Below are 24,365 nucleotides of genomic sequence, written 5' to 3' on the forward strand. Positions count from 1 at the left end.
GCCCGCTCCGGTTGCGGTACGCATACCAGGTATGCATACTCCGATGCCATGTCCATCCGTCACGGCCTGCTCGCCCTGCTCGAGCGTGGCCAGATGTACGGCTACCAGCTGCGGGCCGCGTTCGAGGAGTCGACCGGCTCGACCTGGCCGCTGAACATCGGGCAGGTGTACACCACCCTCAACCGGCTGGAGCGCGACGGACTGGTCCGTCCGCTGCCGGAGCACGAGGGCGGCCAGCGGCCGTACGAGATCACCGACGCCGGGCGGGCGGAGCTCACGCTCTGGTTCGCCACCCCGATCAGCCGCAACGACCGGCCCCGGGACGAGCTTTCGATCAAGCTGGCCCTGGCGCTGACCACCCCCGGCGTCGACGTCCGGGCCGTGGTGCAGACCCAGCGCAGCGCCACCATGCGCACGCTGCAGGAGTTGACCCGGTTGAAGTACGCCAGCGACCGGCCGGAGGACCTCCCCTGGCGGCTGGTGCTGGACGCGATGCTCTTCCAGACCGAGGCGGAGATCCGGTGGCTGGACCACTGCGAGACCACCCTGGTCCGGCACCGGCCGGCCGGCCCGCCGGCGGCCGGGGCGGGACCGGACCCGACGGCCGTGCCGGACCCGACGGCCCGCACCGACCAGGAAGCGCGGCGGTGACCGGAGCGGGGGGCGCGGTGCTCGACCTGCGCGACGTCCACCGCACCCACGGCAGCGGACCGGCCGCCGTGCACGCCCTGCGCGGGGTGAGCCTCACCGTCCACCCCGGCGAACTGGTGGCCGTGATGGGCCCCTCCGGCTCGGGGAAGTCCACCCTGCTCACCCTCGCCGGCGGGCTGGACCGGCCGACCGCCGGCGAGGTGCTGGTCGAGGGGGAGCCCCTCGGCTCGCTCGACCGGCGTGGGCTGGCCCGGCTGCGCCGCCGCCGGATCGGCTACGTCTTCCAGGACCTCAACCTGCTGGGCAGCCTCACCGCGGCGGAGAACGTCGCACTCCCGCTGGAACTCGACGGCGTCCGGGTACGACCGGCCCGGCGGGCGGCACTCGCCGCGCTGGACGAGGTGGGGCTGACCGGGCTGGGCGGGCGCTTCCCCGACCAGATGTCCGGTGGCCAGCAGCAACGGGTGGCGATCGCCCGGGCGCTGGTCGGCGAGCGGCGGCTGGTGCTGGCCGACGAGCCGACCGGGGCGCTGGACTCGCAGACCGGCGAGGCGGTGCTGCACCTGCTGCGCCGCCGGGTCGACGCCGGCGCCGCCGGGGTGCTGGTCACCCACGAGGCGCGGCACGCCGGCTGGGCGGACCGGGTGGTCTTCCTCCGCGACGGGGTCATGGTGGACTCGACGGCGCCGCTGGCCGGCGTCGAACAGTTGCTCTCCGGCAGCGGCCGGTGAACCGTCGGCTCGCCGCCACACTCGGCTCGTGGCGGGCCGCGCTGCGGATCGCCCGCCGGGAGGCGCGCCGGGCGCGCGGGCGTACGGCGCTGGTGCTGGCCATGATCGCCCTGCCGGTGCTGGCGCTGACCTTCGTCGCGGTCAGCTACGACATGTCGGACCTGACCCGGGCGGAACGCGTCGGCCAGCGGCTCGGCGACGCCGACGCCGAGCTGCGCTGGGTGGCGCAGGACGCGGTCGTCCAGGACGCCTGGGGGGAGAACGTGGTCCCTCGCCGCGGCGAGCTGGACGGGCGGGTCCGGCCGGCGACCGCGGCGGAGCTCACCGCGCTGCTGCCGCCGGGCAGCCGGGTCGAGCCGGTGCGCTGGTGGGTCCCCGTCGACCTGAGGGTCGGCGACCGGGTGGAGTCCTTCGGCGGCCGGGCGCTGGACCTGACCGCGCCGCTGCCCCGCTCGCTGGTACGGCTGCGGGCCGGCCGGGTGCCGGCCGGCCCGACCGAGATCGGGCTCAACCGGCACGCCCTGGACCTGACGGGCGCCCGGATCGGCGGCACGGTGAGCACCGCCGACGGCTCCCGCACGTACACCGTGACCGGGGAGCTCGAGTTCCCGGACGACCTGCGCGGCGTCGTCGCGCTGCATCCGGACGCCGCACCCCGCACCGTCGTCGAGTCGGACCAGAGCTGGCTGGTGGACCTGCCGGGCCCGCCCGACCAGGCGCTGGTCGGCCGGCTCAACGCGCACGGGGTCACGGTGAGTGCCCGCGCCCCGGTGCCCGGCGCGAGCCTCGCCCTGCCCGACCTCGACCGGACCGCCGGCCTCCCCGACGCGGAGCAGACCGGCACGGCGGTGCTGGTGGGCGGGCTGGGCCTGCTGGAGGTGGTGCTGCTGGTCGGGCCCGCCTTCGCGGTCGGCGTACGCCGGCGGCGCCGGGACCTGGCGCTGGTCGCGGTGGCCGGTGGCGACGCCGGGCACCTGCGCCGGATCGTGCTCGCCGACGGGCTGCTGCTGGGCGGCGCCGGCGCGGCGCTCGGCGTGCTGCTCGGCGTGGGCACCGCCGTCGCCGGCCGCCCGCTGGTCGAGCAGTACGTGATCGGCGCGCGGATGGGCGGGTACCGGTTCTTCCCGGCGGCGCTGGCGGCGATCGTGGCGGTCGCCGTGCTGGCCGGACTGCTCGCCGCGCTCGCCCCGGCCTGGACGGCCGCCCGGCAGGACGTGGTGGCCGGGCTCGCCGGCCGGCGCACCATGCCGCCGCACCGCCGCCGGTGGCTGGTCGCCGGAGTGGCCCTCACCCTGCTGGGCACGGCGACCGCCGCCGTGGGGGCGCAGCGGACCGGATCGGTGGTGATCCTGGCCGGGCTGGTCCTCGGCGAGCTGGGCCTGGTGTTCATCACCCCCACCCTGGTGGGGCTGCTGGCCCGGGCCGGGCGGGTGCTGCCGCTCGCGCCGAGGATCGCCGTCCGCGACGCCAGCCGCAACCGGTCCTCCGCCGCCCCGGCCATCTCGGCGGTGATGGCGGCGGTGGCCGGCAGCGTGGCCGTCGGGGTCTACGTGGCCAGCGACGAGGCCCGGAACCAGGCGCAGTGGCAGCCCGGCCTGCCCCCCGGTCACGTCCTGCTGCTGCGCGGGGATCCCGGGCACGGCCCGCTGCCTCCGCTGGCGGCGGTCGCCGAGCGGGTGCGCGCCGAGCTGTCCATGGACGCCGTCGCTCGGTACGACGTACCGGCCTGCGCACCGCCCCGCCGGGAGGAGGACGTCTGCTCGGTCACCCCGGTGCTGCCGCCCGAGCGGGCCTGCCCGTACCCGCCGGACCGGTTAAGTTCGGCCGCCGTCCGGCACCGGGCGCTGGCCGATCCGCGCTGCCGGCGTCCCACCCCGAACCCCGACGAGCCCTACCTGCCGGCGACGGTCGACGACGGGGCCGCCCTGTCCGGGCTCACCGGCGCTCCCCCGGCGGAGACGGCGTCGGCCGCGGCGGTGCTGCGCGGCGGCGGGGCGGTGGTGACCGACCCGCGGTACGTCGTCGACGGCCGGATCACCCTCACCGCCGGACGGGCCGGCGAATTGTCCGCGCCGGTACCGACCACGGTCACCGTCCCCGGTCACGTGCTGCGCGGCGGGCTCACCGCCGACCGGCTGGTGCTCTCTCCCGCCGCCGCCGCGCGGCTCGGCCTGGTCGCCGACCAGGTCGGGTACGTCGTCGACACCGCCGTCGCGCCCGGACCCGTCCAGCGGACCCGGCTGGCGGCCACGCTGCGCCCGCTCGCCCCGCTCATGGTCGAGGTCGGACCGGACGGACCGGACGGCGACCAACGCCCGCTGCTGCTCCTGCTCGCCATCGGCTCCGGCCTGATCACCCTCGGGGCGGCCGGGGTAGCCACCGGCCTCGCCGCCGCCGAGGGCCGGCGGGACCTCTCCACGCTGGCCGCCGTGGGCGCCAGCCCCCGGTTGCGCCGGATGCTCTCGCTCTGCCAGTCCGGGGTGATCGCGGTGCTCGGCTCCGTGCTGGGCATCGTGGCCGGCCTGGCCTCCGCGCTGATCATCCTGACCTCGGTCAACCGCCAGTACGCCGACAGCTGGCCGGTCGAGCCGCCGTACCCGGTGGTGGTGCCCTGGACGACGCTCGGCGTGCTGGTGGTGGTGCCGCTGGTGGCGATGCTCGGCGCCGGCCTGCTCACCCGCTCCCGGCTGGCGGTGGAACGCCGGCTCGACTGAGCACACCGCGCCCCGATCGACCAGAGCCGATCGGGGGTCCCCCTCGGGGCGGCGAATTGGCAGACTGTCGGCGTGTCCGTTCTGGGATCCCTCACCCGCCGACTCGGCCACCACGCCTGGTTCGGCGCCACCATGCGCCTGCTGGTCCCGGCCGACCGGGCGGTCGGCCGGCTCACCCGGGGCCGGGTGGTGGCGTTCGGTCTGGTGCCGTCGCTGGTCATCACCACCACCGGCCGCCGGTCCGGCCAGCCGCGCAGCAACCCGCTGCTCTACGTCCCCGACGGTGACGGTTACGTGGTGATCGGGTCCAACTGGGGCCAGCAGCACCAGCCGGGCTGGGCGATGAACCTGCTGGCCAAGCCGGAGGCGGAGGTGGACGTCAAGGGGCGGCGGATCCCGGTCCGCGCCGAGGTCGCCTCCGGCGCCGAACGGGAGCGGCTGTGGCAGCTGCTGGTCACCGAGTGGCCGGCGTACCGGACGTACGTCGAGCGGGCCGGCGGCCGGGAGATCCGCATCTTCCGGCTGGTCCCCACCGGCACCGAGCGCTCCTGACCGGCGGCCGGGCGCGGCGGGACGGGCCGGCGGGCCGGCGTGGCTAGGGTGGGAGGCGGCGACCCGGCCGGCGCGTGGCGGGCGGTGACGTCCACGGGCGGCCCGGCCCGGCGGGCGACGCGATCGCGGGACAGGGGTGGTACCCGGTGGACGGGAGCGGCACGGACCTGAGCACCGACCCGCACCTCGGCGATCCGCGGTGGCGGGTCGCGGAGCGGGTCGCCGAGGCGGCCCGGCAACGCTTCCCGGCGGACATCCTGGCGGTCGCGGTGCACGGTCCGCTGGCGCACGGCGACGACGACGGCGGCGGGGACGGTGAGGTCGGGCTGCTGCTGGTCACCTACCGTCCGGGCGGCGGGCCGGCGCCGTCGACCCGGCGGGTGGACGGGGTGCTGGTCGACCTCACCGTGGCCGGCGCCGAGGACTACCTGCGGCAGGCCCGCGCGCTCACCGCGCTCTGGCCGCTGACCGCCGACCGGTACGTCACCACCACCGCCCTGTACGACCCGACCGGCTGGCTGCGCACCCTGCGCGACGCGCACCTCGGCCGGCTGGCCCGGGCCCGGCCGGCGGAGTTCAGCACCGCGGCCCGGCAGGCCTGGTACCGGGGCTGCGCGGCGCACGCCCGGGCCGCCCGGCTGGCCGAGTGGTACGAGACGGACCAGGCGCTGCTGATGCTCGGGGAGGCCCGGCTGGCGGCGGCCACGGTGACCGGGTTGCTCACCCGCACCTACTTCCGGGACCCGGGCGACGCGGTCCGGCGTACCGGGCTGGCCGGGGCGGACATGACCGAGGTGGGCGCCGTGCTGGCCCGGCAGGCCGACGAGCTGACCGCCCGCGGCCGCCCCGTCGACGGCACCGTCGACGACCTCCTCACCCACTGACCGCCCTCATCCCCCGGCTGACCGCCCTCGTGCACGAAAAAGAGTGGCCATCCGAGGCGGAATGGCCACTCTTTCTCAGAAACCGCGACCGGGGCGGGTCAGCCGATGCCGCCCTGGATGCCGATCAGGGCGCCCACCAGGTAGGTGGCGGCAGCGGCGGCCGCACCGAGCAGGAGCTGCCGCAGGCCGCTGGTCCACCAGGGGCGGTAGGTGAACCTGGCGACCACCGCGCCGGCCACGAAGAGCCCCACCCCACCCAGGCCGAGCGCCAGCCAGAGGCTGGTGAAGCCGAGCAGGTAGGTCACCAGGGGCACCAGGGCCCCGATGGAGAAGCAGAGGAACGAGGAGATGGCCGCCGCCCACGGGCTCGGCTGCTCGTCGGGGTCGACGCCCAGCTCCTCCCGCACGTGCACCCGCAGCGCCTCCTCCGGGTTGCGGCGGACCGCCTCGGCGACCTGCGTGGCGAGGTCGCGGGGCAGACCCCGGGCCACCCAGGCGTCGGCCAGCTCGCGGGCCTCCGCCTCGGGGTGCCGTTCCAGCTCCCGCCGCTCCTTGGCCACCTCGGCGGCGACCTGCTCGTTGGCCGAGCGGACGCTGGTGTACTCCCCCAGCCCCATCGAGATGGCGCCGGCGACCAGGCCGGCGGTGCCGGTGAGCACGATGCTGCGCGGCGACACCCCGCCGCCGCCGACGCCGGCGATCAGGGCGATGTTGGTGACCAGGCCGTCCATCGCGCCGAAGACGGCGGGCCGCAGCCAGCCGCCGGACACGTCCGCGTGGTGCGCCTCGCGCAGCGCCGCCGGGGTCTCGGTCACGGCAGAGTGAGGATCTCGTAGCCGTCGTCGGTCACGACGATGGTGTGCTCGAACTGGGCCGTCCACTTCCGGTCCTTGGTGACCACGGTCCAGCCGTCGTCCCACATGTCGTACTGGTAGGTGCCGAGGGTGATCATCGGCTCGATGGTGAAGGTCATCCCCGGTTCCATCACCTCCGTCGGCCGCGGGTTGTCGTAGTGCGGCACGTAGAGACCGCTGTGGAACGCCTCGCCGATGCCGTGGCCGGTGAAGTCGCGGACCACCCCGTAGCCGAAGCGCTTGGCGTACGACTCGATGACCCGGCCGATCACGTTGATCTGCCGGCCGGGCTTGACCGCCTTGATGCCCCGCATCATCGCCTCGTGGGTGCGCTCGACCAGCAGCCGCGCCTCCTCGTCCACCTCGCCGACGCAGAAGGTGGCGTCGGTGTCGCCGTGCACCCCGTCGAGGTACGCCGTGACGTCGACGTTGATGATGTCGCCGTCCTGGAGCACCGTCGTGTCCGGGATGCCGTGGCAGATCACCTCGTTGAGGCTGGTGCAGCAGGACTTGGGGAAGCCCTTGTAGCCCAGCGTCGACGGGTAGGCGCCGTGGTCGACCAGGAACTCGTGCACCACCCGGTCGATCTCGTCGGTCGTCACGCCGGGCTTGCAGTGCTCACCCGCCAGCTGGGTCGCCTGGGCGGCCAGTCGGCCGGCGACCCGCATCTTCTCGACGGTCTCGGGAGTCTGCACGTGCGAGCCGCGCCACTCCTGTGGGCGCTTCTTGCCCACGTACTCCGGTCGGGCGATGTGGGCGGGTACCGCCCGCCACGGGGAGAGCGTGCCAGGGGTCAGCGGCGCACGGGCGTTCATGCGGACAGCCTATCGCCGATGCCCCGGTGACCCCCGCCACGGCCCGGCCGTCGGAGGTTGTTGCCGTGGCAAGTGTGCTGTGCCATTGTGACCTGGTGGATCAAGGGGGCGCACCTCCCGTCTTCTCCGCGAGCTCCGAGCTCGACGGAGGCCACCTCCGCGTCGTGGTCACCGGTGAGGTCGACATGGCCACCGCCGACACGATGCTCCGCACCGCGCTGCGCGAACCGGCCGACCAGGTCACCCTCGACCTGCGCGCGGTCAGCTTCTTCGACTCGGCCGCGATCCACGCCGTGGTCCAGCTCGCCCAGCGTTTCCCCACCACGCTGACCGTGCTCCCCTCCCACCAGGTGAGCCGGGTACTGGAGATCTCCGGCCTGGCCGAGCAGGACTGGCTGCACCGCGACTGACCACGCCCCGCCGCCGGGCGTCGGGGCCGCGGGCTCAGTCGCGCAGCCGCCGGCGCAGCGTCACCTCGGTCCCCGACGAGGTACGCGTCACCGTCAGCTCGCCCAGCGCCCGGATCAGCGACAGCCCCCGGCCCCGGAAGCCGGCCCCGGTGGACTCGCGCCACTTCCCGCTGTCGCGCACCGTCACCACCACCGTGCCGTCCTCGATGACCACCTCCACGCCGATGGTCGGCTCGGTCGGTGACACCGGGTGCTCGATGGCGTTCGCGGCGGCCTCGGAGACCGCCACGGTGAGGTCGAACAGGTCGTTCTCGTCGACGCCGTGCCCGCCGAGGAAGTCCTCCAGCCGCTTGCGCAGCACGCTGAGCCGGGTCGGGTCGGCGGGCAGCCGCAGCGCGAACCGGTTCAGCTCGGCGGCCTCCAGCGCCAGCACCGCCACGTCGTCGTGCCGATTCCGCTCGGCGACCCGCTCGACCACCGCGTCGATCAGGTCGGCCACGTGCTCGCCCCCGGTGCCCGCGTCGGCCCGCAGCTGCGCCAGTGCCGCGTCGATGCCGGAGTGCCGGTCCTCGATCAGCCCGTCGGTGTAGAGCAGCAACCGGGAGCCGGGGGCGATCTCGCCCTCGACGGTGCGGTAGGTGGTGCCGCTGAGCGCACCGATCGGCGGCCCGAGCGCCCGCTCGTGCAGGAACGCCACGTCGTCTCCTCGGATCAGCAGGGGGGACGGGTGCCCGGCGCTGGCGTAGCGCAGCCGACCGGTGCGCGGGGAGTACGCCAGGCACACCACCGTGGCGTACGACTGGCGCTCGGTCGAGCCGACCAGCCGGTTCAGCCGGGTCAGCGACTGGCCGGGGTCGAAGCCCTCCAGCAGGTACGCCCGCAGCGCGTTGCGCAGCTGGCCCATGGCCGCCGCCGCCCGGACGCCCTTGCCGACCACGTCGCCGATGACGAGCACCACCTCGTCGTCGGCCACGCCGATCACGTCGTACCAGTCGCCGCCGACCTCGACGTCGGTGCTGCCGGGCAGGTAGCGGCTGGCCACCACCGCGCCGGGCAGCTGGGGCAGCGAGCGCGGCAGCAGGCTGTGCTGGAGGGTGGTGGCGATCCGGTGTTCGGCCTCGTAGAGCTGGGCGTTCTCCAGCCGTACCCCGATCAGCCGGGCGAGTTGGGTGAGCGCGGCCTGCTCGGTGCCGTCGCCGTCGTGGCGCCAGACCCGCAGCTCGCCGAGCTGCGTGCCGGTGGTGCCGGTCAGCGGCAGGACGTGCGTGGGCTCGGGCCCGGTCGTCCCGCCGCCGTCCGCCTCGTAGCGGGCACCGGTGGTGCTGACCACCACCCGGGCCGCCTCGGCGAGGCTGAGCGCGTGCTGGGCGGCGACCTGCACCACGTCGGCGGTGGACCGGGCGGTGTTGACCGCGACCGCCGCGTCGGCCAGCGCCCGCAGCCGGCGGATGATCTGCCCGCGGAGCTGGCCCAGCTCGACGTTGGCCCGGACCCGGGCGATCAGCTCCTGGCCGGAGAAGGGCTTGGTGAGGTAGTCGTCCGCGCCGACCGAGAGCCCGGCGACCGCCTCGGCGGAGCCGGCCCGCGCGGAGAGCAGCACGATCGGCACGTGCCGGGTGCGCGGGTTGGCCCGCAGCGCGGTGACCAGGCCGAAGCCGTCCAGTCGGGGCATCATCACGTCGGTCAGCACCAGGTCGAACGGGGCGTCGACGGCCTGTTCCAGGGCGGCGACGCCGTCCGGCACCGCCACCACCTCGTACGACGGGCCGAGCAGCCGGGTGACGTGTTCGCGCAGGTCGGCGTTGTCGTCGGCGAGCAGGATCCGACCCCCCTCGCCCGCGCCCTCCACCTGCGGCGCGGTGTCCGGGTCGACGGCGGAGGTCCAGAGCGCGGTCTCGGCCATGTAGAGCGACGCCTGTCTCGGCCGGGGCGGCACCGGACCGGCGGGCGCCACCCGGTCGGACGGCAGGTGCGCGGAGCCGAACGGGACGGTCACCGCGAAGAGGCTGCCCTCGTCGACCCGGCTGTGCGCCTCCACCCGCCCGCCGTGCATCTCGGCCAGCTCGCGGACCAGCGCCAACCCGATGCCGGTGCCCTCGTGGGTGCGCGAGCGCACCCCCGGCACCCGGTGGAACCGTTCGAAGACGTGCGGCAGCTCCTCGGGGACGATGCCGACGCCGGTGTCGGCGACCTCCAGCCGGGCCATCCCGTCCACCGCGCGGATCCGGACCCGGATCTCACCGTCGAAGGTGAACTTCAGCGCGTTGGACACCAGGTTGAGGACGATCTTCTCCCACATGTCCCGGTCGACGAAGACCGGCGCGGACAGCGGTGGGCAGTCCACCACCAGGCGCAGCCCGGCCCGTGCCATGGCCGAGCGGAAGGTGCTGGTCAGCCGGGCGGTGTAGTCGGCCAGGTCGGTGGGCTCGTAGTGGGCGGCCAGCCGGCCCGATTCCAGCCGGGAGAAGTCCAGCACGGTGTTGACCAGCTTCAGCAGGCGCAGCGCGTTGCGGTGCATCACGGTCAACCGGTCGGTGTACGCCGGCGGCAGCTGGGGGTCGGCGAGCATGTCCTCCAGCGGGCCGAGGACCAGCGTCAGCGGGGTGCGGAACTCGTGGCTGACGTTGGCGAAGAAGTTGGTCTTGGCGCGGTCCAGCGCGGCCAGCTCGGCGGCGCGGGCCCGTTCCTGCTCGTACACCTGCTGCTGGCCGACCGCGCGGGAGATCTGCGCGGCGACCAGGTGGAGGAAGTCGCGGTAGTCGTCGCCGAGCGGCAGCAGCCGGGAGACGCCGACCACCAGCACCCCGGCGGGCTCGTTGGTCGCGGTGAGGGGCAGCAGCAGGGCCCGCCCGCCGGCCTGCGGCGGCACCGTGCCGAGGAGTTCGGTCACCTCGACGTCGTCGGCGCCCCCGCCGGCGGCGACCCGGTCGAGGATGGCCGGCGCCTCGGCGCGCACGGTCGCCGGGTCGACGCCGCTGGCCCCGGCAAGGTGGAGCCGGCCGTCGTCGTCGTAGAGGTGGATCAGGGCGAACGGCACGTCGGCGTGGTGCCCGTCCAGCACCGCGGCCGCGGTACGGCCCAGCTCCGCCGTGCTGCCCGCGTCGACGAGTCGGCTGCCCAGCTCGGCCAGGGCCCGCAGGCGGCGCTCGCCGACCACCCGGCCGGTGGTCTCGTTGACGAGGCAGAACACGCCCTGGACGGTGCCGTCGGCGCCCCGGACCGGGTCGTAGGAGACGTCGAAGTAGACCTGTTCCAGGAAGCCCTGCCGCTCGATCAGGAACGGGTGGTTCTCGCCCCGGTACGGCTCGCCGGTCAGCCGGACGGCGTCGAGCAGCGGACGGAGCACGTCCCAGGTCTCCACCCAGTGCTCCCGGGCGGGCTGGCCGATCACGTCGGGGTGCTTGTCGCCGATCGTGGGTCGGTAGGCGTCGTTGTAGAGGGCCAGCTGGTCCTCGCCCCAGAACAGCACCATCTGGGAGCGCGAGGCGAGCACCATGCTGACCGCGTGGCAGAGCGCTGGCGGCCAGGTGTCGGGAGTGCCGATCGGGGAGGCGGTCCAGTCGAACTCGCGCAGCCGCCGGCCCATCTCACCGCCGGCGGCGAAGGCGGCGGCGAGCAGCGGCGGAAGGGCGCGGTCCGCAGCACGCGAGGACCGACCCCGTCCGTCCTCGCCCACCTGGGCCGAGCTCATGAATCCTCCCCGCTCCGGCCGTTGCCACGACGCCTCGGCGATCGCCGGCCGCGACCCGCCTTCTACCCCGACGGATCAGCAACGTAACGCATCTTCCGGTTCGGGCGCTGGTTAGCCGGGTCTCATCCTGCCGTCATCGGCCGGACATCGCTCGTCGGGAGGGGGCAGCGCCGCTCCGGTGCCGTGCTCAGAAGACCGGCAGGCCGTCGATGCTGGCGGCGTTCTTCCTGCTCCGGTAGGCCGCCAGGTCCGCCGGGGTGCGTCGGGAGCCCCACTCGATCAGCAGGTCACGTTCGCCGCGGTAGTCCATCAACGGCACCGCGTACCCGCAGGAGTCACTGATCCGATCGACCTCGACCGTGACCACGGCCCGGACGGCGTGCGGGTCCGGCGGGTCGGGGAAGTCGGCGAGCAGCGCCGGGAAGCCCGGGTCGGTGAGCGGGGTGGCGACGCCCCGGCCGTGTAGCCGGACGATCTTGGGCGGGCCGGTGAAGGCGCAGAACATCATCGTGATCCGGCCGTTGTCGCGCAGGTGGGCGATGGTCTCCGCGCCGCTGCCGTGGTAATCCAGCCAGGCCACCCGGTGCGGGCCGAGGACGACGAACGTGCCCCGCATTCCCTTCGGCGAGACGTTGACGTGCCCGTCGGCGCCGGACGGCGCGGTGGCCACGAAGAAGAGCGGCTGGGCCTCGATGAACTCCCGCAGCCGCCCGTCGATCTCCGGATACTGCTTTCCCATGCCGCCATCCTGCCGACCCGGCCGGCCCGGCGGAACGCCCTTTCCCGTCAGCCGGAACGGGCGGCCCGGACCAGGGCGGTGATCGGACGCGGGTCGGCCTCGTTCTCCGGATGCCACTGCACGCCGAGCAGGAACCGCCGGCACGGGTCCTCCAGCGCCTCGGCCACGCCGTCGTCGGCCCAGCCGGTGACCGTGAGCCGCCCCGGGTCGGCCACCCCCTGGTGGTGGTACGAGTTGACCCGGCACACCCCGGCCATCACCGTCCCGGCCCGGCTTCCCGCCGCGAACCGGACCGGATGAGCGCCGTAGACGCCGGGGGCGGGGCGGTGGCCCTCGTGTCCGACCACGTCGGGCAGGTGCTGGTGCAGCCGCCCGCCGTGGGCCACCGCGAGCAGCTGCATGCCCCGGCACACCCCGAGCACCGGCAGGTCGGCGGCGAGCGCGGCGGCCAGCAGGGTCAGCTCACCGGAGTCCCGGTCCGGCCGGGCCTCCGTGCGCGGGTCGGGCGACGCGGCGTACCGCTCCGCGCCCACGTCGGCGCCGCCGGCCAGCAGCAGCCCGTCGAGCACCCCGACCACGTCGGCGTCCACGTCGTCCGGGGGCAGCACCACCGCCCGACCGCCGGCCGCGGCGACCGCCCGGACGTACGCCTGCGGCACCAGCGCGGCCGGCACGTCCCGCCACACGGCCCAGCCGGCCGGTTCGACGTACGAGGTGATGCCGATCAGCGGACGACGCACCGGGCCGACGCTCACCGGGCCGGCACCGTTCGCGACTGCGGGGCTCGCAGACCCGGCTCACTCCTCGCGCTCACAGTGGAGTGACGTACGCGCCGGTGATGCCGCCGTCCACCACGAACTGCGCGGCGGTCATGAACGACGAGTCGTCGCTGGCCAGGAAGGCCACCGCGGCGGCGATCTCCTCGGGTGCGCCGAACCGGCCCATCGGCACGTGCACCAGCCGGCGGACGGCCCGCTCCGGATCCTTCGCGAACAGCTCCAGCAGCAGCGGGGTGGCGACCGGGCCGGGGCAGAGCGCGTTGACCCGGATGCCCTCGCGGGCGAACTGCACGCCCAGCTCCCGGGTCATCGCCAGCACCCCGCCCTTGCTCGCGGTGTACGCGATCTGCGAGGTCGCCGCCCCCATCAACGCCACGAACGAGGCGGTGTTGATGATCGAACCCTTGCCCTGCCGCCGCATGTGCGGGATGACGTGCTTGCAGCAGAGATAGACGCTGGTGGTGTTGACCCGCAGCACCCGCTCCCAGGCGTCCAGCCCGGTCTCCAGGATCGAGTCGTCGTCCGGCGGTGAGATGCCGGCGTTGTTGAACGCCACGTCGACCCGTCCGTGCCGGGCGACGACCCCGCCGAAGAGTTCCCGGACGGCCGCCTCGTCGGCCACGTCGGTGAGGACGAACTCCCCGCCCACCTCCTCGGCGGCCCGCCGGCCGGCCTCGGTGTCGATGTCGACGCAGACCACCCGGGCCCCCTCGGCGGCGAACCGCCGCACGGTGGCCAGCCCGATCCCGCTGCCCGCCCCGGTCACCACGGCGACCCGGTCCGTCAGTCGTCCCTGCACGGTGCTCACTCCTCGGTGCTGATGAAGACGTTCTTGACATCGGTGAAGGCGTGCAGGGCGTCCGGGCCCAGCTCCCGGCCCAGCCCGGAGCGCTTCATGCCACCGAACGGGGTCCAGTAGCGCACGGAGGAGTGCGAGTTGACGCTGAGGTTGCCCGACTCCACGGCCCGCGCCATCCGCAGCGCCCGGCCGACGTCCCGGGTCCAGATCGAGCCGGAGAGGCCGTACTCGGTGTCGTTGGCGAGCCGGACCGCGTCGGCCTCGTCGTCGAACGGGAGCACCGAGACGACCGGGCCGAAGATCTCCTCCCGCCAGTGCCGGTCGGCCGGCGATTCGGCGAGCAGCACGGTCGGGGCGTACCAGAAGCCGGGGCCGTCGGGGCGGGAGCCGGTGAAGGCCACCTTCGCGCCGTCGACGTAGCCGCCGACCCGGTCGCGGTGGGCGGCGGAGATGAGCGGGCCCATCTCGGCGGTGTCCCGGGCCGGGTCCTCGACCCGCAGGGCGCGCACGGCCGGTTCGAGCAACTCCAGGAAGCAGTCGTACACCGGGCGCTGGACCAGGATCCGGGACCGGGCGCAGCAGTCCTGGCCGGCGTTGTCGAACACCGCGTACGGCGCGGTGGCGGCCGCCTTCTCCAGGTCGGCGTCGGCGAAGACCAGGTTGGCGGACTTGCCGCCGAGTTCCAGGGTGACCCGCTTCACCTGGGCGGCGCAGCCGGCCATGATCCGGGTGCCGACCTCGGTGGAGCCGGTGAAGCAGACCTTCCGGACGGCCGGGTGGGTGACGAACCGCTCGCCGACCACGCTGCCGGCGCCGGGCAGGACGGTGAACACGCCCTCCGGCAGCCCGGCCTCCAGGGCCAGCTCGGCCAGGCGCAGCGCGGTGAGCGGGGTCAGCTCGGCGGGCTTGAGCACCACGGTGTTGCCGGCGGCGAGGGCGGGGGCGAAGCCCCAGCCGGCGATGGGCATCGGGAAGTTCCACGGCACGATCACCCCGACCACGCCCAGCGGCTCGTGGAAGGTCACGTCCAGCCCGCCGGGCACCGGGATCTGCCGCCCGGTCAGCCGTTCCGGCGCGCCCGCGTAGTAGTCGAGCACGTCCCGGACGTTGCCCGCCTCCCAGCGCGCGTTGCCGATCGTGTGTCCGGAGTTGCGCACCTCCAGCCGCGCCAACTCCTCCAGGTGCGCGTCCACCACGCCGGCGAACCGCCGCAGCAGCCGCGCCCGGTCCCCCGGCGCCACGTCGCGCCACGTCTCGAAGGCAGCACCCGCCCGCGCGATCGCCGCGTCGGCCTCCCCGGCCGACGTGGCCGCCACCTCCGCCACGACCTCCCCCGTGGCCGGACTCCGCACCTCACTCACCCTCGCCACCCACCCTTCCCTCGCCGATCTCGCGGTTGCTGCCCGGACAGAAGCCGCTCATCGCCATGAACCAGGGGCGGAAAGTGCAAGATCGGCGAGGAGGGGCGGGATCAGAGGCGTTCGAAGCCACGTACCAGCTCCCAGTCGGTGACCGCGGCGTCGAAGGCGGCCAGCTCGACGCGGGCCTGGTTGGCGTAGTGGGCCTGGACCTCGTCGCCGAAGGCCGCGCGGGCGACCTCCGAGGACTCCCAGAGGGTGAGGGCGTCGCGCAGGGTGGCCGGCACCCGGGCGGCACGCCGGTCGTCGTACGCATTGCCGGTGCACTCCTCGCCCAGCTTCAGCTTGCGCTCGATGCCGTGCACCGCCCCCGCCACCAGGGCGGCGATCGCCAGGTAGGGATTCACGTCGGCGCCGGGCACCCGGTTCTCCACCCGCATGCCCTGCCCGTGCCCGACCAGCCGCAGCGCGCAGGTGCGGTTGTCGGTGCCCCAGCGCAGCGCGGTCGGGGCGAACGAGCCGGGCTGGTAGCGCTTGTAGGAGTTGACGTTCGGGGCGAAGAAGAGGCTCAGCTCCCGCATGGTGTCGAGCAGCCCGGCCAGCACCTGCTGCCCGACCGCGCTCAGGTGCGCCGGCCCGTCACCGAGCATGGCCGAGCGGCCGTCGGCGTCGCGCAGCGAGAAGTGGATGTGGCAGGAGTTGCCCTCCCGGGCGTTCGGCTTGGCCATGAAGGTGATCGACATGCCCTCCTGGGCGGCGATCTCCTTCGCCCCGTTCTTGTAGATGACGTGGTGGTCGGCGCAGGCCACCGCCTCGTCGTAGCGGAAGGCGATTTCGTGCTGGCCGAGATTGCACTCCCCCTTGGCGCTCTCCGGGGTCAACCCGGCGCCGGCCATCTCGGTGCGGATCCGGCGCAGCAACGGCTCCACCCGGGCGGTGCCGAGCAGCGAGTAGTCCACGTTGTACTGGTTGGCCGGGGTGAGGTCGCGGTAGCCGCGCCGCCAGGCCTCCTCGTACGAGTCACGGAAGAGCACGAACTCCAGCTCGGTGCCGGCGTACGCGGTGAGGCCGTGGGCGGCCAGCCGGTCGAGCTGGCGACGGAGGATCTGCCGGGGCGAGGCGACCACCGGGCCGGAGTCGTCCAGCCAGGCCAGGTCGGCGATGAGCAGGGCGCTGCCCGGCTGCCAGGGCACCCGGCGCAGGGTGTCGAAGTCGGGGACCATGGCGAAGTCGCCGTAGCCGCGTTCCCAGCTCGACATGGCGTACCCGTCGACGGTGTTCATGTCGACGTCCACGGCGAGCAGGTAGTTGCACCCCTCGCTGCCGCCGGCGACCACCTGGTCGAGGAAGAAGGGGGCGTGGAACCGTTTGCCCTGCAACCGGCCCTGCATGTCGACCAGGGCCAGCACCACCGTGTCGATCTCGCCCTCGGCGACGGCGACCCGGAGTTGTTCCAGCGTGAGCGGAGCTTTCCTCATCGGCTCGCCTCCATCACCAAGGTCTACTCGTCGATCCGATCACCGTCAATGCCCGCCCGACGGGCCCCGGCAAACGCGGGGCCCGCGGGCCGTGGTCAGGCCGGCTCGTCGGCGGGTGCGGCGTCCGTGGTGCGTTGCGCCGGCAGGTCGACGGTACGGCGGGGACCGGTGAACCACTTCCGGGCCGAGGCGTACCACCAGACGGCGACGCCGAGCAGCAGCCCGCCGACGGCGAGCGGCGCGTAGTTCACCGCCGACCAGCTGAAGTCGGCGTGCCCGGGCACCCCGGCGGGGACGATCGGCAGCACGAAGTAGACCGAGATGACGGCGATCTCGACGACCGCGATCCAGCCGAGCACCTTGTACTTCGGGCCGAGCGTCCACGGCCCGGGCTGGAACCGGTCCCCCATCCGCAGCCGCAGCGCGATCGGGATGACGAAGGACAGGTAGAGCCCGATCACCGCCACCGAGACCACCGCGTAGAAGGCGACCGGGATGCCGGAGGGGCTCTCGTAGAGGGCGGGAAGGGTGAGCACCAGACCGGCCACGGTGGCGCCGATGATGGCGTTGACCGGGGTGCCGTTGCGGTCGACCTTCGACCAGAGCCGCCAGCCCGGCACGGCCCGGTCCCGGCTGAACGCGTACGTCATCCGCGACATCGACGTCACGCAGCTCATCCCGCAGAAGAACTGGCCGATGGTGGAGATGATGATGACGGCCTTGAAGAAGAAGGGGGTGAGCGCCGTCTCGAAGATCGCCCCGGAGAACCCGCCGGCGGAGTTGATCGCCTCCACGTCGGTGGCGGCGAAGAGGAAGGCCAGCAGCAGAATCCAGCCGCCGACCGCCGAGTAGAAGATCGACCGCCAGAGCCCCTGGGCGGCGGCCTTCGAGGCGCCCCGGGTCTCCTCGGAGACGTGGGCGCAGGCGTCGAAGCCGGTGATCGTGTACTGGGTGAGCAGGAAGCCCAGCGGCAGCACGTAGAACCAGAAGGTGAGCCCGCCGGTGTCGCCGTCGCCGAACCCGGAGTTGTTGAACCGCTCGGTGAAGACGAACCGGAAGCTCTGGTGGTCGTCCGGGACGAGGAGCAGGATGGCCACCACGGCGGCCGCGCCGGCCACGTGCCACCAGACCGAGACGTTCTGGAGTACGTCGATGATCCGGTGCCCGAAGATGTTGATCAGCCCGTGCAGCGCCAGGATGATCACGAAGAGCAGGAATGCCTGGCGCAGCGTCCCTTCCCAGCCGTCGAAGAGCGCCGACAGGGTGAGGTTGAGGAAGGTCGCGCAGCCGTAGTCGACCGACGCGGTGACCGCGACCAGTCCGATCAGGTTGAGCCAGCCGGTGAACCAGCCGTGCACCGGGCGGCCCATCTTCGCCGCCCACCAGTAGATGCCGCCCGCGGTCGGGTACGCCGAGACCAGTTCCGCCAGGCAGAAGCCGATGATCAGGATGAACAGCGAGATCAGCGGCCAGCCCCAGCTGACGGCGACCGGGCCGCCGTTGTTCCAGGCCTGGCCGAAGGTGGTGAAGCAGCCGGCCAGGATCGAGATGATCGAGAACGAGATGGCGAAGTTGGAGAAGCCGCTCCACTTGCGATGCAACTCCTGCTGGTAACCGAGTTCGGCGAGCCGTCGGGCGTCGTCGTCCATCGGTTGCTCGGCGGTCGGCGCGGGCGTCGTGGCCACTGCACACCTCCTGGAGGTGGTCCCCGGTACGAGTGCGCCCGAGTCTCGTCCCGTCGATCACGCCGGTCAATCCACCGCGACGGCGGAACTCGCAAATTGCGTTGCCGGACAATCCGCCGTGGGCGCATGCTTTGGCCCGTGACCAGGCCCGCTCGCGACGGGTCTCCACCGGGCGCTCGGCAACGCCCGGTCCGCGGCGGCGCGGGGCGTCCACCTCTCTCTCACGTACGGCGTGCTCTGCCGTACCCGACGGACGCCCCACGCCGCCGCCTCTCCGCTAACGTGCGGCGATGACCGCTCCCCTCCGCCGGTACCGCACGGGACTCACCGACAGCAGCTGGTGGGACGGCTTCACGTTCCGGCCGGACGACATCGTGGTGAGCACCCCGTCGAAGTGCGGCACCACCTGGGCCCAGATGATCTGCGCGCTGCTGGTGCACGGCAGCGCCGAGCTGCCCGCCCCGCTCACCGTCCTGTCCCCCTGGCTGGACATGCGGCTGCGCCCGGCCCGGGAGGTGCGCGACGCCCTGGACCGGCAGACCCACCGCCGGATCATCAAGACGCACACCCCGCTCGACGGCCTGCCCGCCGCGCCCGGCGTGACGTACCTCGTGGTGGGGCGCGACCCGCGCGACGTCGCCGTGTCGATGAGCCACCACCGGGCCAACCTGGACGGCGCGGTGCTCGCCCGGCTCTTCGCCGCGGCCGGACCGGAGCCGGACGGGCCCCGGCAGCCGCGCCCGGCCGACCCGAGGCTGCGGCTGCTGGAATGGATCGACGAGGACCTGCCCGACACGGTCCGGCACCTGGCCGACGCCTGGGCGCGGCGCCACGAGGAGCAGGTCCTGCTGCTGCACTACGCCGACCTCTCCCGCGACCTGGCCGGTCGGATGCGGCTGGTCGCCGCCCGACTCGGCATCGAGGTACCGGAGGCGCGCTGGCCCGGTCTGGTCCGGGCGGCCACCTTCGGCGGGATGCGCGACCGGGCCGCCCAGCTCGTCCCGGACGAACGGCTCGGTCTTTTCGCCGACAGCGGGCGGTTCTTCCGCAGCGGCACGTCCGGGCAGTGGCGCCAGCTCCTCACCCCGGCCGACGAGGCCCACTACCAGCGGCGGCTGGCCGCCCTGGCCCCGGCGGACCTGCGGCACTGGCTGCACCACGGCAGCCTCGGGGAGGCGGAGCCGGCGGTCAGGTGAGCAGCAGGCCGGCCACCCAGAGGGCGGCCACGGTCAGGCCGGCGAGGAACTCCACCAGCATCGACAGGCCGGCCGCCTTGAGCGCCTGCACGGTCGCCGGCCAGGCCAGCTGGTTGCTGCCCAGCCGCAGCCGCTCCGCGCCCCACACCCCGCCGATGAAGCCCAGCACCAGCCCCACCACCGGGATCACGAAGAACCCGACCAGGCCCAGCACCCCGCCGGCGAGCAGGGACGACGTGGGCACCCCGGTCCGCTTCAGGTGCCGCCCCGGCCACAGGTACTTGACCACCGTGCCGCCGGCCGCGACCACGGTGGCCAGCAAGAGCACCGCCCAGCGGCCCGGGCCGGCGCCGCCGAAGAGCGCCCAGACCAGCACCCCGCCCCAGCACAGCGGCAGCGCCGGCAGGCCCGGCACCACCACCCCGGCCAGCCCGGCCAGGATGGCCAGGGCGGCGACCACCGAGACCGCCGCCTGAGAGTCCGTCAGGCTCACACCGCCACCCTTCGTCGCCGCCGGGCGGGCCGGGGGCCGCTCACGCCGCCGCCTCCCCGCGCAGCCGGCCGGTGATCTCCTCCGCCGGGACGGGCGCGCCGAACCAGCGGCCCTGACCGGTGTCGCAGCGCAGCGCCCGCAGCCGCTCGGCCTGCGCCTGCGTCTCCACCGCCTCGGCGGTGACCCAGAGCTCCAGCGCGTGCGCCAGCCGCACCAGCGCGTCCACGATCCGCTCGTCCCGGTGGTCGGCCGGGGCGTCGGAGTCGTCGGCGCGGATCCCCTCCACGAACGGGCCGGCCAGCTTCAGGCAGTGGATCGGCAACCGGCGCAGGTACGCCAGGTTCGAGTACCCGGTGCCGAAGTCGTCGATGGCCAGCCGTACGCCCAGCCCGGCGAGGCGTCGCAGCGACCGCAACGGTTCCCCGGCGGTGCCCATCACCGCGCTCTCGGTCAGCTCCAGCTGCAACAGCTCGGCCGGCAGGCCGGTACGGCTCAACACCGACGAGACGGTGTCCACGATGGCCGGATCGTCGGCCTGCCGGGCGGCCAGGTTGACGCTCACCACCAGCCGCGCCTCGGGGAACTCGCGATGCCAGGCCCGGGCGTCCCAGCAGGCCTGCCCGAGCACCCACTCGCCGAGCCGGACGATCAGGCCGGTCTCCTCGGCCAGCCCGATGAACTGGTCCGGCCCGATCAGGCCCAGCTCCGGATGGCACCAGCGGACCAGCGCCTCCACGGCCAGCATCGAGCCGTCCAGCAGCGACACGATCGGCTGGTAGTGCACCACGAACTCGCCCCGGTCCAGGGCGGCCGGCAGGCCGGCGGCGAGCGCCGAGCGGGCGATGTCGGCGGCGCTGCGCTCCGGGTCGTACACCGCCCACCGGCCACGGCCCTCCGCCTTCGCCCAGTAGAGGGTGGTGTCGGCGGCCTTCATGAGCTCGGAGACGTTGGTCTCCACCGCGGGGCACTCGACCACCCCGACGCTGGCGGACACGGCGAGCTGCTGGTCGCCGACGAGCACCGGGGCGGAGACCGCGGCGAGGGCCAGCTCGGCGACCCCCACCGCGTCGTCGATGCTCTCCCCGCCCCGGACCAGGATGACGAACTCGTCGCCGCCCATCCGCGCCACCAGGTGGCCCTGCCCGGCCACGCAGTCGGCGAGCCGGCGGGCGATGGTGACCAGCAGCCGGTCACCGAGGTCGTGGCCGAAGCTGTCGTTGACCGCCTTGAAGCCGTCCAGGTCCAGGAAGCAGACGCCGATCCGTTGCTCGGGGCCGGCGCTCTCGAAGAGCTGCCCCAGCGTCTCGAAGAACAGGGTGCGGTTGGGCAGGCCGGTGAGCGGGTCGTGCAGCGCCTGGAACCGCAGCCGTTGCTGGAGCTCGTACCGCTCGGTGATGTCCTCGATCATCGCCACGGTGAACCGGGGTCGGCCGTCGTCGTGCCGGATCAGCGACACCGCCAGGTCGGTCCAGACGATGCTGCCGTCCTTGCGGTGGTAGCGCTTCTCCACCCGGGCGGCGTCGTGCTTGCCCTCGATCAGCTCCTGGTAGAGCTCCCACATGCCGGCGGCGTCGTCGGTGTGGAACAGCGCCGCGACGTTGGTCTGCCGCAGCTCCTCGATCGTGTACCCGAGCATGTCGGCGAAGGCCTGGTTGACGTCGATGATCTGCCCGTCGATGCCGGCGATGCCGATCCCGATGGCCGCGCCGGTGAAGACGGCCCGGAACCGGGCCTCGCTGTCCCGCAGCGCCTGCTCGACGGCGTCCCGGGCCTGCCAGGCGGACCGGGCGATCCGCTCCTGCTGGGTGAACGTCCGGTCCCGCAGTGCGCGGGAGAATCCGGACGCGAGGGTGCCCTGCAACGCGGCGACCCGGTCGACGGCCTCGGGCAGGTCGGCCCGGGCGGGCAGCACCCGGGCCAGGAACCGCTCACCGAGGGCGCGGACCGACCAGTCCAGCACCCCGGGCTCGGTCAGGTGGGCCTGCACCAGCGCCCGACCCACGTCGTCTCCCGGCTGGGCCGAGAACTCCTCGGCCAGCAGGGCCTGGGCCAGCCGGACGGTGTGCCCGAGCAGCAGCCGCTCGGTCTCGTCCGCGCTGAGCGGGACGAAACCGAGCTGGCGCACCGCGCGGGCCCACTCCGCGGCGTACCCCTGGGCGCCCGGACGGCTGAAGTCGTCTCCACCGGGATCCGGGACGGCGGACATGTCGACTCAGCCGGCGGACCGGTCGTACCGGGCGACGCCGCCGAACGCCCCGAACCGCTCGGGGTGCTCGTCCACGTCGGACGGCGAGTCGGGCCGCCACAGCGGCATGTGCACCACCCCGGGCTCCAGGACCGTCCAGTCGCCGAAGAAGCCGGTGATCTCGGCGCGCGAGCGCAGCGTGATCTCGGTGGCGGTACGCGCCGAGAGCCGCTGCGCGTCGAGCATCTCCTGCGGCTGGTCCTCGAAGGTGGAGTGTGAGATGACCAGGAAGCTGCCCGGCACGGCGGCGGCCCGCAGGGCGGCCAGGATGTCGCCCGGCCGGTCGACGTCCGGAATGAAGTGCACCACCCCGGCGAGCAGGATGCCCACCGGGCGGTCGAAGTCGATCAGGCCGCTGGACCGGGCCTCGTCGAGGATCAGCTTCGGCTCGCGCAGGTCCGCCCGGATGGCGATGGCCCGGTCGTTGCCGGCCAGCAGTTCCCGGCTGTGCGCCACGGCCACCGGGTCGATGTCGACGTAGACGATCCGGGCCTGCGGGTTGGCGCCCTGGGCCACCTCGTGCACGTTGCCGACGGTGGGGATGCCGGAGCCGATGTCGAGGAACTGGTCGATGCCGGCGTCGAGCAGCACGCGGACCGCCCGGCGCAGGAACTCCCGGCCGGAGCGCATGGTGGCCGCCAGGTTCGGCGTCATGCTGGCGATCTGTTCGGCGAGCTGCCGGTCGATCTCGAAGTTGTGCGCACCGCCGAGGAAGTAGTCGTAGACCCGGGCCGCGCTGGGCCGGCTCAGGTCGATCTCGGCGGGAGTTCCGTCCGGCATCTGCATCTGCTTCGCCCCAGTTCGTCGCCGTGGGAGGGGACCGGTGAAACGGGGCGCGCGCGGGCACGCGGAAGCCGCACCGGCCGACCCGCGGATCGTGTCGTGGTGACCACTCTAGGCCCGTCCGCCCGGGCACGGGAGATCAGCTTTTCGAGCCCGGGCCGGGGAACCGGTACGGCGGCTGGCGGTGTCCCGATGAGCGGGACACCGCAGCCTCGCCGGAACGGCTCAGACCGCCGACTCCAGCAGCAGCGAGATGCCCTGGCCGACGCCGACGCACATGGTGGCCAGCGCCCGCCGGCCGCCCCGGCGGCGCAGCTCCAGCGCGGCGGTGAGCGCCAGCCGGGCGCCGCTGGCGCCGAGCGGGTGGCCGAGCGCGATGGCGCCGCCGTTGGGGTTGACGTGCTCGGCGTCCTCGGGCAGGCCCAGCTCGCGTAGGACCGCGACGCCCTGCGCGGCGAACGCCTCGTTCAGCTCGACCACGTCGATGTCACCGACCGACAGGCCGCGCCGGTCGAGCAGCTTGCGGGTGGCCGGCACCGGCCCGATCCCCATGATCCGGGGCGGTACGCCGGCCGCCGCGGCACCGCCGATCCGGGCGAGCGGGGTCAGCCCGTACCGGGACACGGCGGCCTCGGAGGCGACCAGCAGCGCGACGGCGCCGTCGTTCACGCCGGACGAGTTGCCGGCCGTCACCGTGCCACCGGCGCGGAACGGGGTGGGCAGCGCGGCGAGCTTCTCCAGCGAGGTCTCGCGGGGGTGCTCGTCGACCTCGACCAGCTTCGTCTCCCGCCGGCCGGCCGGCACGGTCACCGGCACGATCTCCTCGGCGAACCGGCCGTCGGCCTGCGCCTTGGCGGCCCGCTGCTGGGAGCGGAGCGCGAACTCGTCCTGGGCGGCCCGGTCGACGCCGTACTCGGCGGCGACGTTCTCCGCGGTCTCCGGCATCGAGTCGATGCCCCACCCCTGCTGCATCAACGGGTTGACCAGGCGCCAGCCGAGGGTGGTGTCGTACACCTCGGCGGTGCGGGAGAACGGCGTGGTCGCCTTGGGCATGACGAACGGGGCGCGGCTCATGCTCTCCACCCCGCCCGCGACGACCAGGTCGGCCTCGCCCGCCACGATGGAACGCGCGGCGGTGGCGAGGGCGTCCAGGCCGCTGCCGCAGAGCCGGTTGACCGTGCTGCCCGGAACCTCCTCGGGGAGGCCGGCCAGGAGCGCCGCCATCCGGGCCACGTTGCGGTTGTCCTCGCCGGCCTGGTTGGCGCAGCCGAGGATCACGTCGTCGGTGCGGGCCCAGTCGACCCCCGGGTGCCGGACCACCAGTTCGCGGATCACGTGCGCGGCGAGGTCGTCGGGGCGTACCCCGGCGAGGGCGCCGGCGTACCGGCCGATCGGGGTGCGAACTCCGGCCACGAGGTATGCCACGGTCATCGGCGCTGTCCTTCGGGGGTGGGAAGGGGCTGGCGGCGCCCGCCGGGTCACGGGGACGTCCGGCGCCAGGATATCCG

General features: G+C 74.1%; 20 protein-coding genes. 7 read left to right on the forward strand and 13 right to left on the reverse strand.

All coding sequences use genetic code 11. The features are described 5' to 3' along the window. The first annotated feature begins 48 nt into the window (after window positions 1-48). The 5 genes from V6U81_RS00390 (at window position 49) to V6U81_RS00410 (ending at window position 5,532) form a co-directional block, all read left to right on the forward strand. Window positions 49-651, forward strand: coding sequence for a PadR family transcriptional regulator (locus V6U81_RS00390; RefSeq protein WP_334482643.1), 603 nt, complete (start codon window positions 49-51; stop codon window positions 649-651). Further along, a complete protein-coding gene (locus V6U81_RS00395) occupies window positions 648-1,382 on the forward strand; it encodes an ABC transporter ATP-binding protein (protein WP_334482645.1) in 735 nt (244 codons plus the stop codon). Before V6U81_RS00390 ends, V6U81_RS00395 begins: the two co-directional genes overlap by 4 nt. Further along, window positions 1,379-4,096 (forward strand): FtsX-like permease family protein, encoded by a 2,718-nt coding sequence (locus V6U81_RS00400; protein WP_334482648.1) that lies wholly within the window; start codon window positions 1,379-1,381, stop codon window positions 4,094-4,096. The genes V6U81_RS00395 and V6U81_RS00400 overlap by 4 nt, the downstream gene beginning before the upstream one ends. Before the next feature lie 72 nt (window positions 4,097-4,168). Then, complete coding sequence (locus V6U81_RS00405; protein WP_334482651.1) at window positions 4,169-4,648, forward strand: nitroreductase family deazaflavin-dependent oxidoreductase; 480 nt, start codon at window positions 4,169-4,171, stop codon at window positions 4,646-4,648. Window positions 4,649-4,794: 146 nt separating this feature from the next. Further along, on the forward strand, window positions 4,795-5,532 hold the full coding sequence (locus V6U81_RS00410) for a nucleotidyltransferase domain-containing protein (protein WP_334482653.1): 738 nt from the start codon (window positions 4,795-4,797) through the stop codon (window positions 5,530-5,532). 98 nt (window positions 5,533-5,630) lie between these two features. Here the strand turns inward: V6U81_RS00410 and V6U81_RS00415 are convergent, their stop codons facing one another. Together V6U81_RS00415 and map are read right to left on the reverse strand one after the other, a co-directional pair. Next, complete coding sequence (locus tag V6U81_RS00415) at window positions 5,631-6,347, reverse strand: VIT1/CCC1 transporter family protein (RefSeq protein ID WP_334482656.1); 717 nt, start codon at window positions 6,345-6,347, stop codon at window positions 5,631-5,633. Beyond that, entirely contained in the window at window positions 6,344-7,201 is an 858-nt protein-coding gene (map, locus tag V6U81_RS00420) for a type I methionyl aminopeptidase (RefSeq protein WP_334482658.1), read from the reverse strand. Before map ends, V6U81_RS00415 begins: the two co-directional genes overlap by 4 nt. 164 nt (window positions 7,202-7,365) lie before the next feature. Between map and V6U81_RS00425 the strand changes: the two genes are divergently transcribed. Then, window positions 7,366-7,611, forward strand: coding sequence for an STAS domain-containing protein (locus tag V6U81_RS00425; protein WP_334482661.1), 246 nt, complete (start codon window positions 7,366-7,368; stop codon window positions 7,609-7,611). 34 nt (window positions 7,612-7,645) lie between these two features. Here the strand turns inward: V6U81_RS00425 and V6U81_RS00430 are convergent, their stop codons facing one another. The 7 genes from V6U81_RS00430 to V6U81_RS00460 form a co-directional block, all read right to left on the reverse strand. Continuing rightward, on the reverse strand, window positions 7,646-11,302 hold the full coding sequence (locus V6U81_RS00430) for a SpoIIE family protein phosphatase (protein WP_334482664.1): 3,657 nt from the start codon (window positions 11,300-11,302) through the stop codon (window positions 7,646-7,648). Window positions 11,303-11,489: 187 nt separating this feature from the next. Further along, the gene (locus tag V6U81_RS00435) at window positions 11,490-12,041 is read right to left on the reverse strand and encodes a pyridoxamine 5'-phosphate oxidase family protein (RefSeq protein WP_334482666.1); all 552 of its coding nucleotides are present in this window, start codon (window positions 12,039-12,041) and stop codon (window positions 11,490-11,492) included. A 47-nt stretch (window positions 12,042-12,088) separates the two neighbouring features. Continuing rightward, entirely contained in the window at window positions 12,089-12,796 is a 708-nt protein-coding gene (locus V6U81_RS00440) for a gamma-glutamyl-gamma-aminobutyrate hydrolase family protein (RefSeq protein ID WP_334482669.1), read from the reverse strand. Window positions 12,797-12,851: 55 nt separating this feature from the next. After that, window positions 12,852-13,619, reverse strand: a complete 768-nt coding sequence (locus tag V6U81_RS00445; protein WP_334482672.1) for a 3-oxoacyl-ACP reductase — start codon at window positions 13,617-13,619, stop codon at window positions 12,852-12,854. A 5-nt stretch (window positions 13,620-13,624) separates the two neighbouring features. Beyond that, window positions 13,625-14,980: an aldehyde dehydrogenase family protein gene (locus V6U81_RS00450; protein WP_334482675.1), complete on the reverse strand. Its 1,356-nt coding sequence runs from the start codon at window positions 14,978-14,980 to the stop codon at window positions 13,625-13,627. 110 nt (window positions 14,981-15,090) lie between these two features. After that, complete coding sequence (locus V6U81_RS00455; RefSeq protein ID WP_334482678.1) at window positions 15,091-16,455, reverse strand: glutamine synthetase family protein; 1,365 nt, start codon at window positions 16,453-16,455, stop codon at window positions 15,091-15,093. 95 nt (window positions 16,456-16,550) lie between these two features. Further along, complete coding sequence (locus V6U81_RS00460) at window positions 16,551-18,140, reverse strand: amino acid permease (protein WP_334482681.1); 1,590 nt, start codon at window positions 18,138-18,140, stop codon at window positions 16,551-16,553. Window positions 18,141-18,430: 290 nt separating this feature from the next. Between V6U81_RS00460 and V6U81_RS00465 the strand changes: the two genes are divergently transcribed. Continuing rightward, window positions 18,431-19,336, forward strand: coding sequence for a sulfotransferase domain-containing protein (locus tag V6U81_RS00465; RefSeq protein ID WP_334482684.1), 906 nt, complete (start codon window positions 18,431-18,433; stop codon window positions 19,334-19,336). Here V6U81_RS00465 and V6U81_RS00470 read toward each other — a convergent pair. The 4 genes from V6U81_RS00470 to pcaF all read right to left on the reverse strand — a co-directional run bounded on the left by V6U81_RS00470 (window position 19,329) and on the right by pcaF (window position 24,288). Then, window positions 19,329-19,829 (reverse strand): DUF456 domain-containing protein, encoded by a 501-nt coding sequence (locus V6U81_RS00470; protein WP_334482687.1) that lies wholly within the window; start codon window positions 19,827-19,829, stop codon window positions 19,329-19,331. The two genes, V6U81_RS00465 and V6U81_RS00470, sit on opposite strands and share 8 nt — an antisense overlap. Window positions 19,830-19,869: 40 nt before the next feature. After that, window positions 19,870-22,035: a putative bifunctional diguanylate cyclase/phosphodiesterase gene (locus tag V6U81_RS00475; protein ID WP_334482689.1), complete on the reverse strand. Its 2,166-nt coding sequence runs from the start codon at window positions 22,033-22,035 to the stop codon at window positions 19,870-19,872. Between the two features lie 6 nt (window positions 22,036-22,041). Next, the gene (locus V6U81_RS00480) at window positions 22,042-22,860 is read right to left on the reverse strand and encodes an SAM-dependent methyltransferase (RefSeq protein WP_334482692.1); all 819 of its coding nucleotides are present in this window, start codon (window positions 22,858-22,860) and stop codon (window positions 22,042-22,044) included. A 222-nt stretch (window positions 22,861-23,082) separates the two neighbouring features. Beyond that, entirely contained in the window at window positions 23,083-24,288 is a 1,206-nt protein-coding gene (gene pcaF, locus V6U81_RS00485) for a 3-oxoadipyl-CoA thiolase (protein ID WP_334482694.1), read from the reverse strand. Window positions 24,289-24,365 lie beyond the last annotated feature (77 nt).

Source organism: Micromonospora lacuserhaii (genome assembly GCF_036902735.1).
GTDB lineage: Bacteria > Actinomycetota > Actinomycetes > Mycobacteriales > Micromonosporaceae > Micromonospora.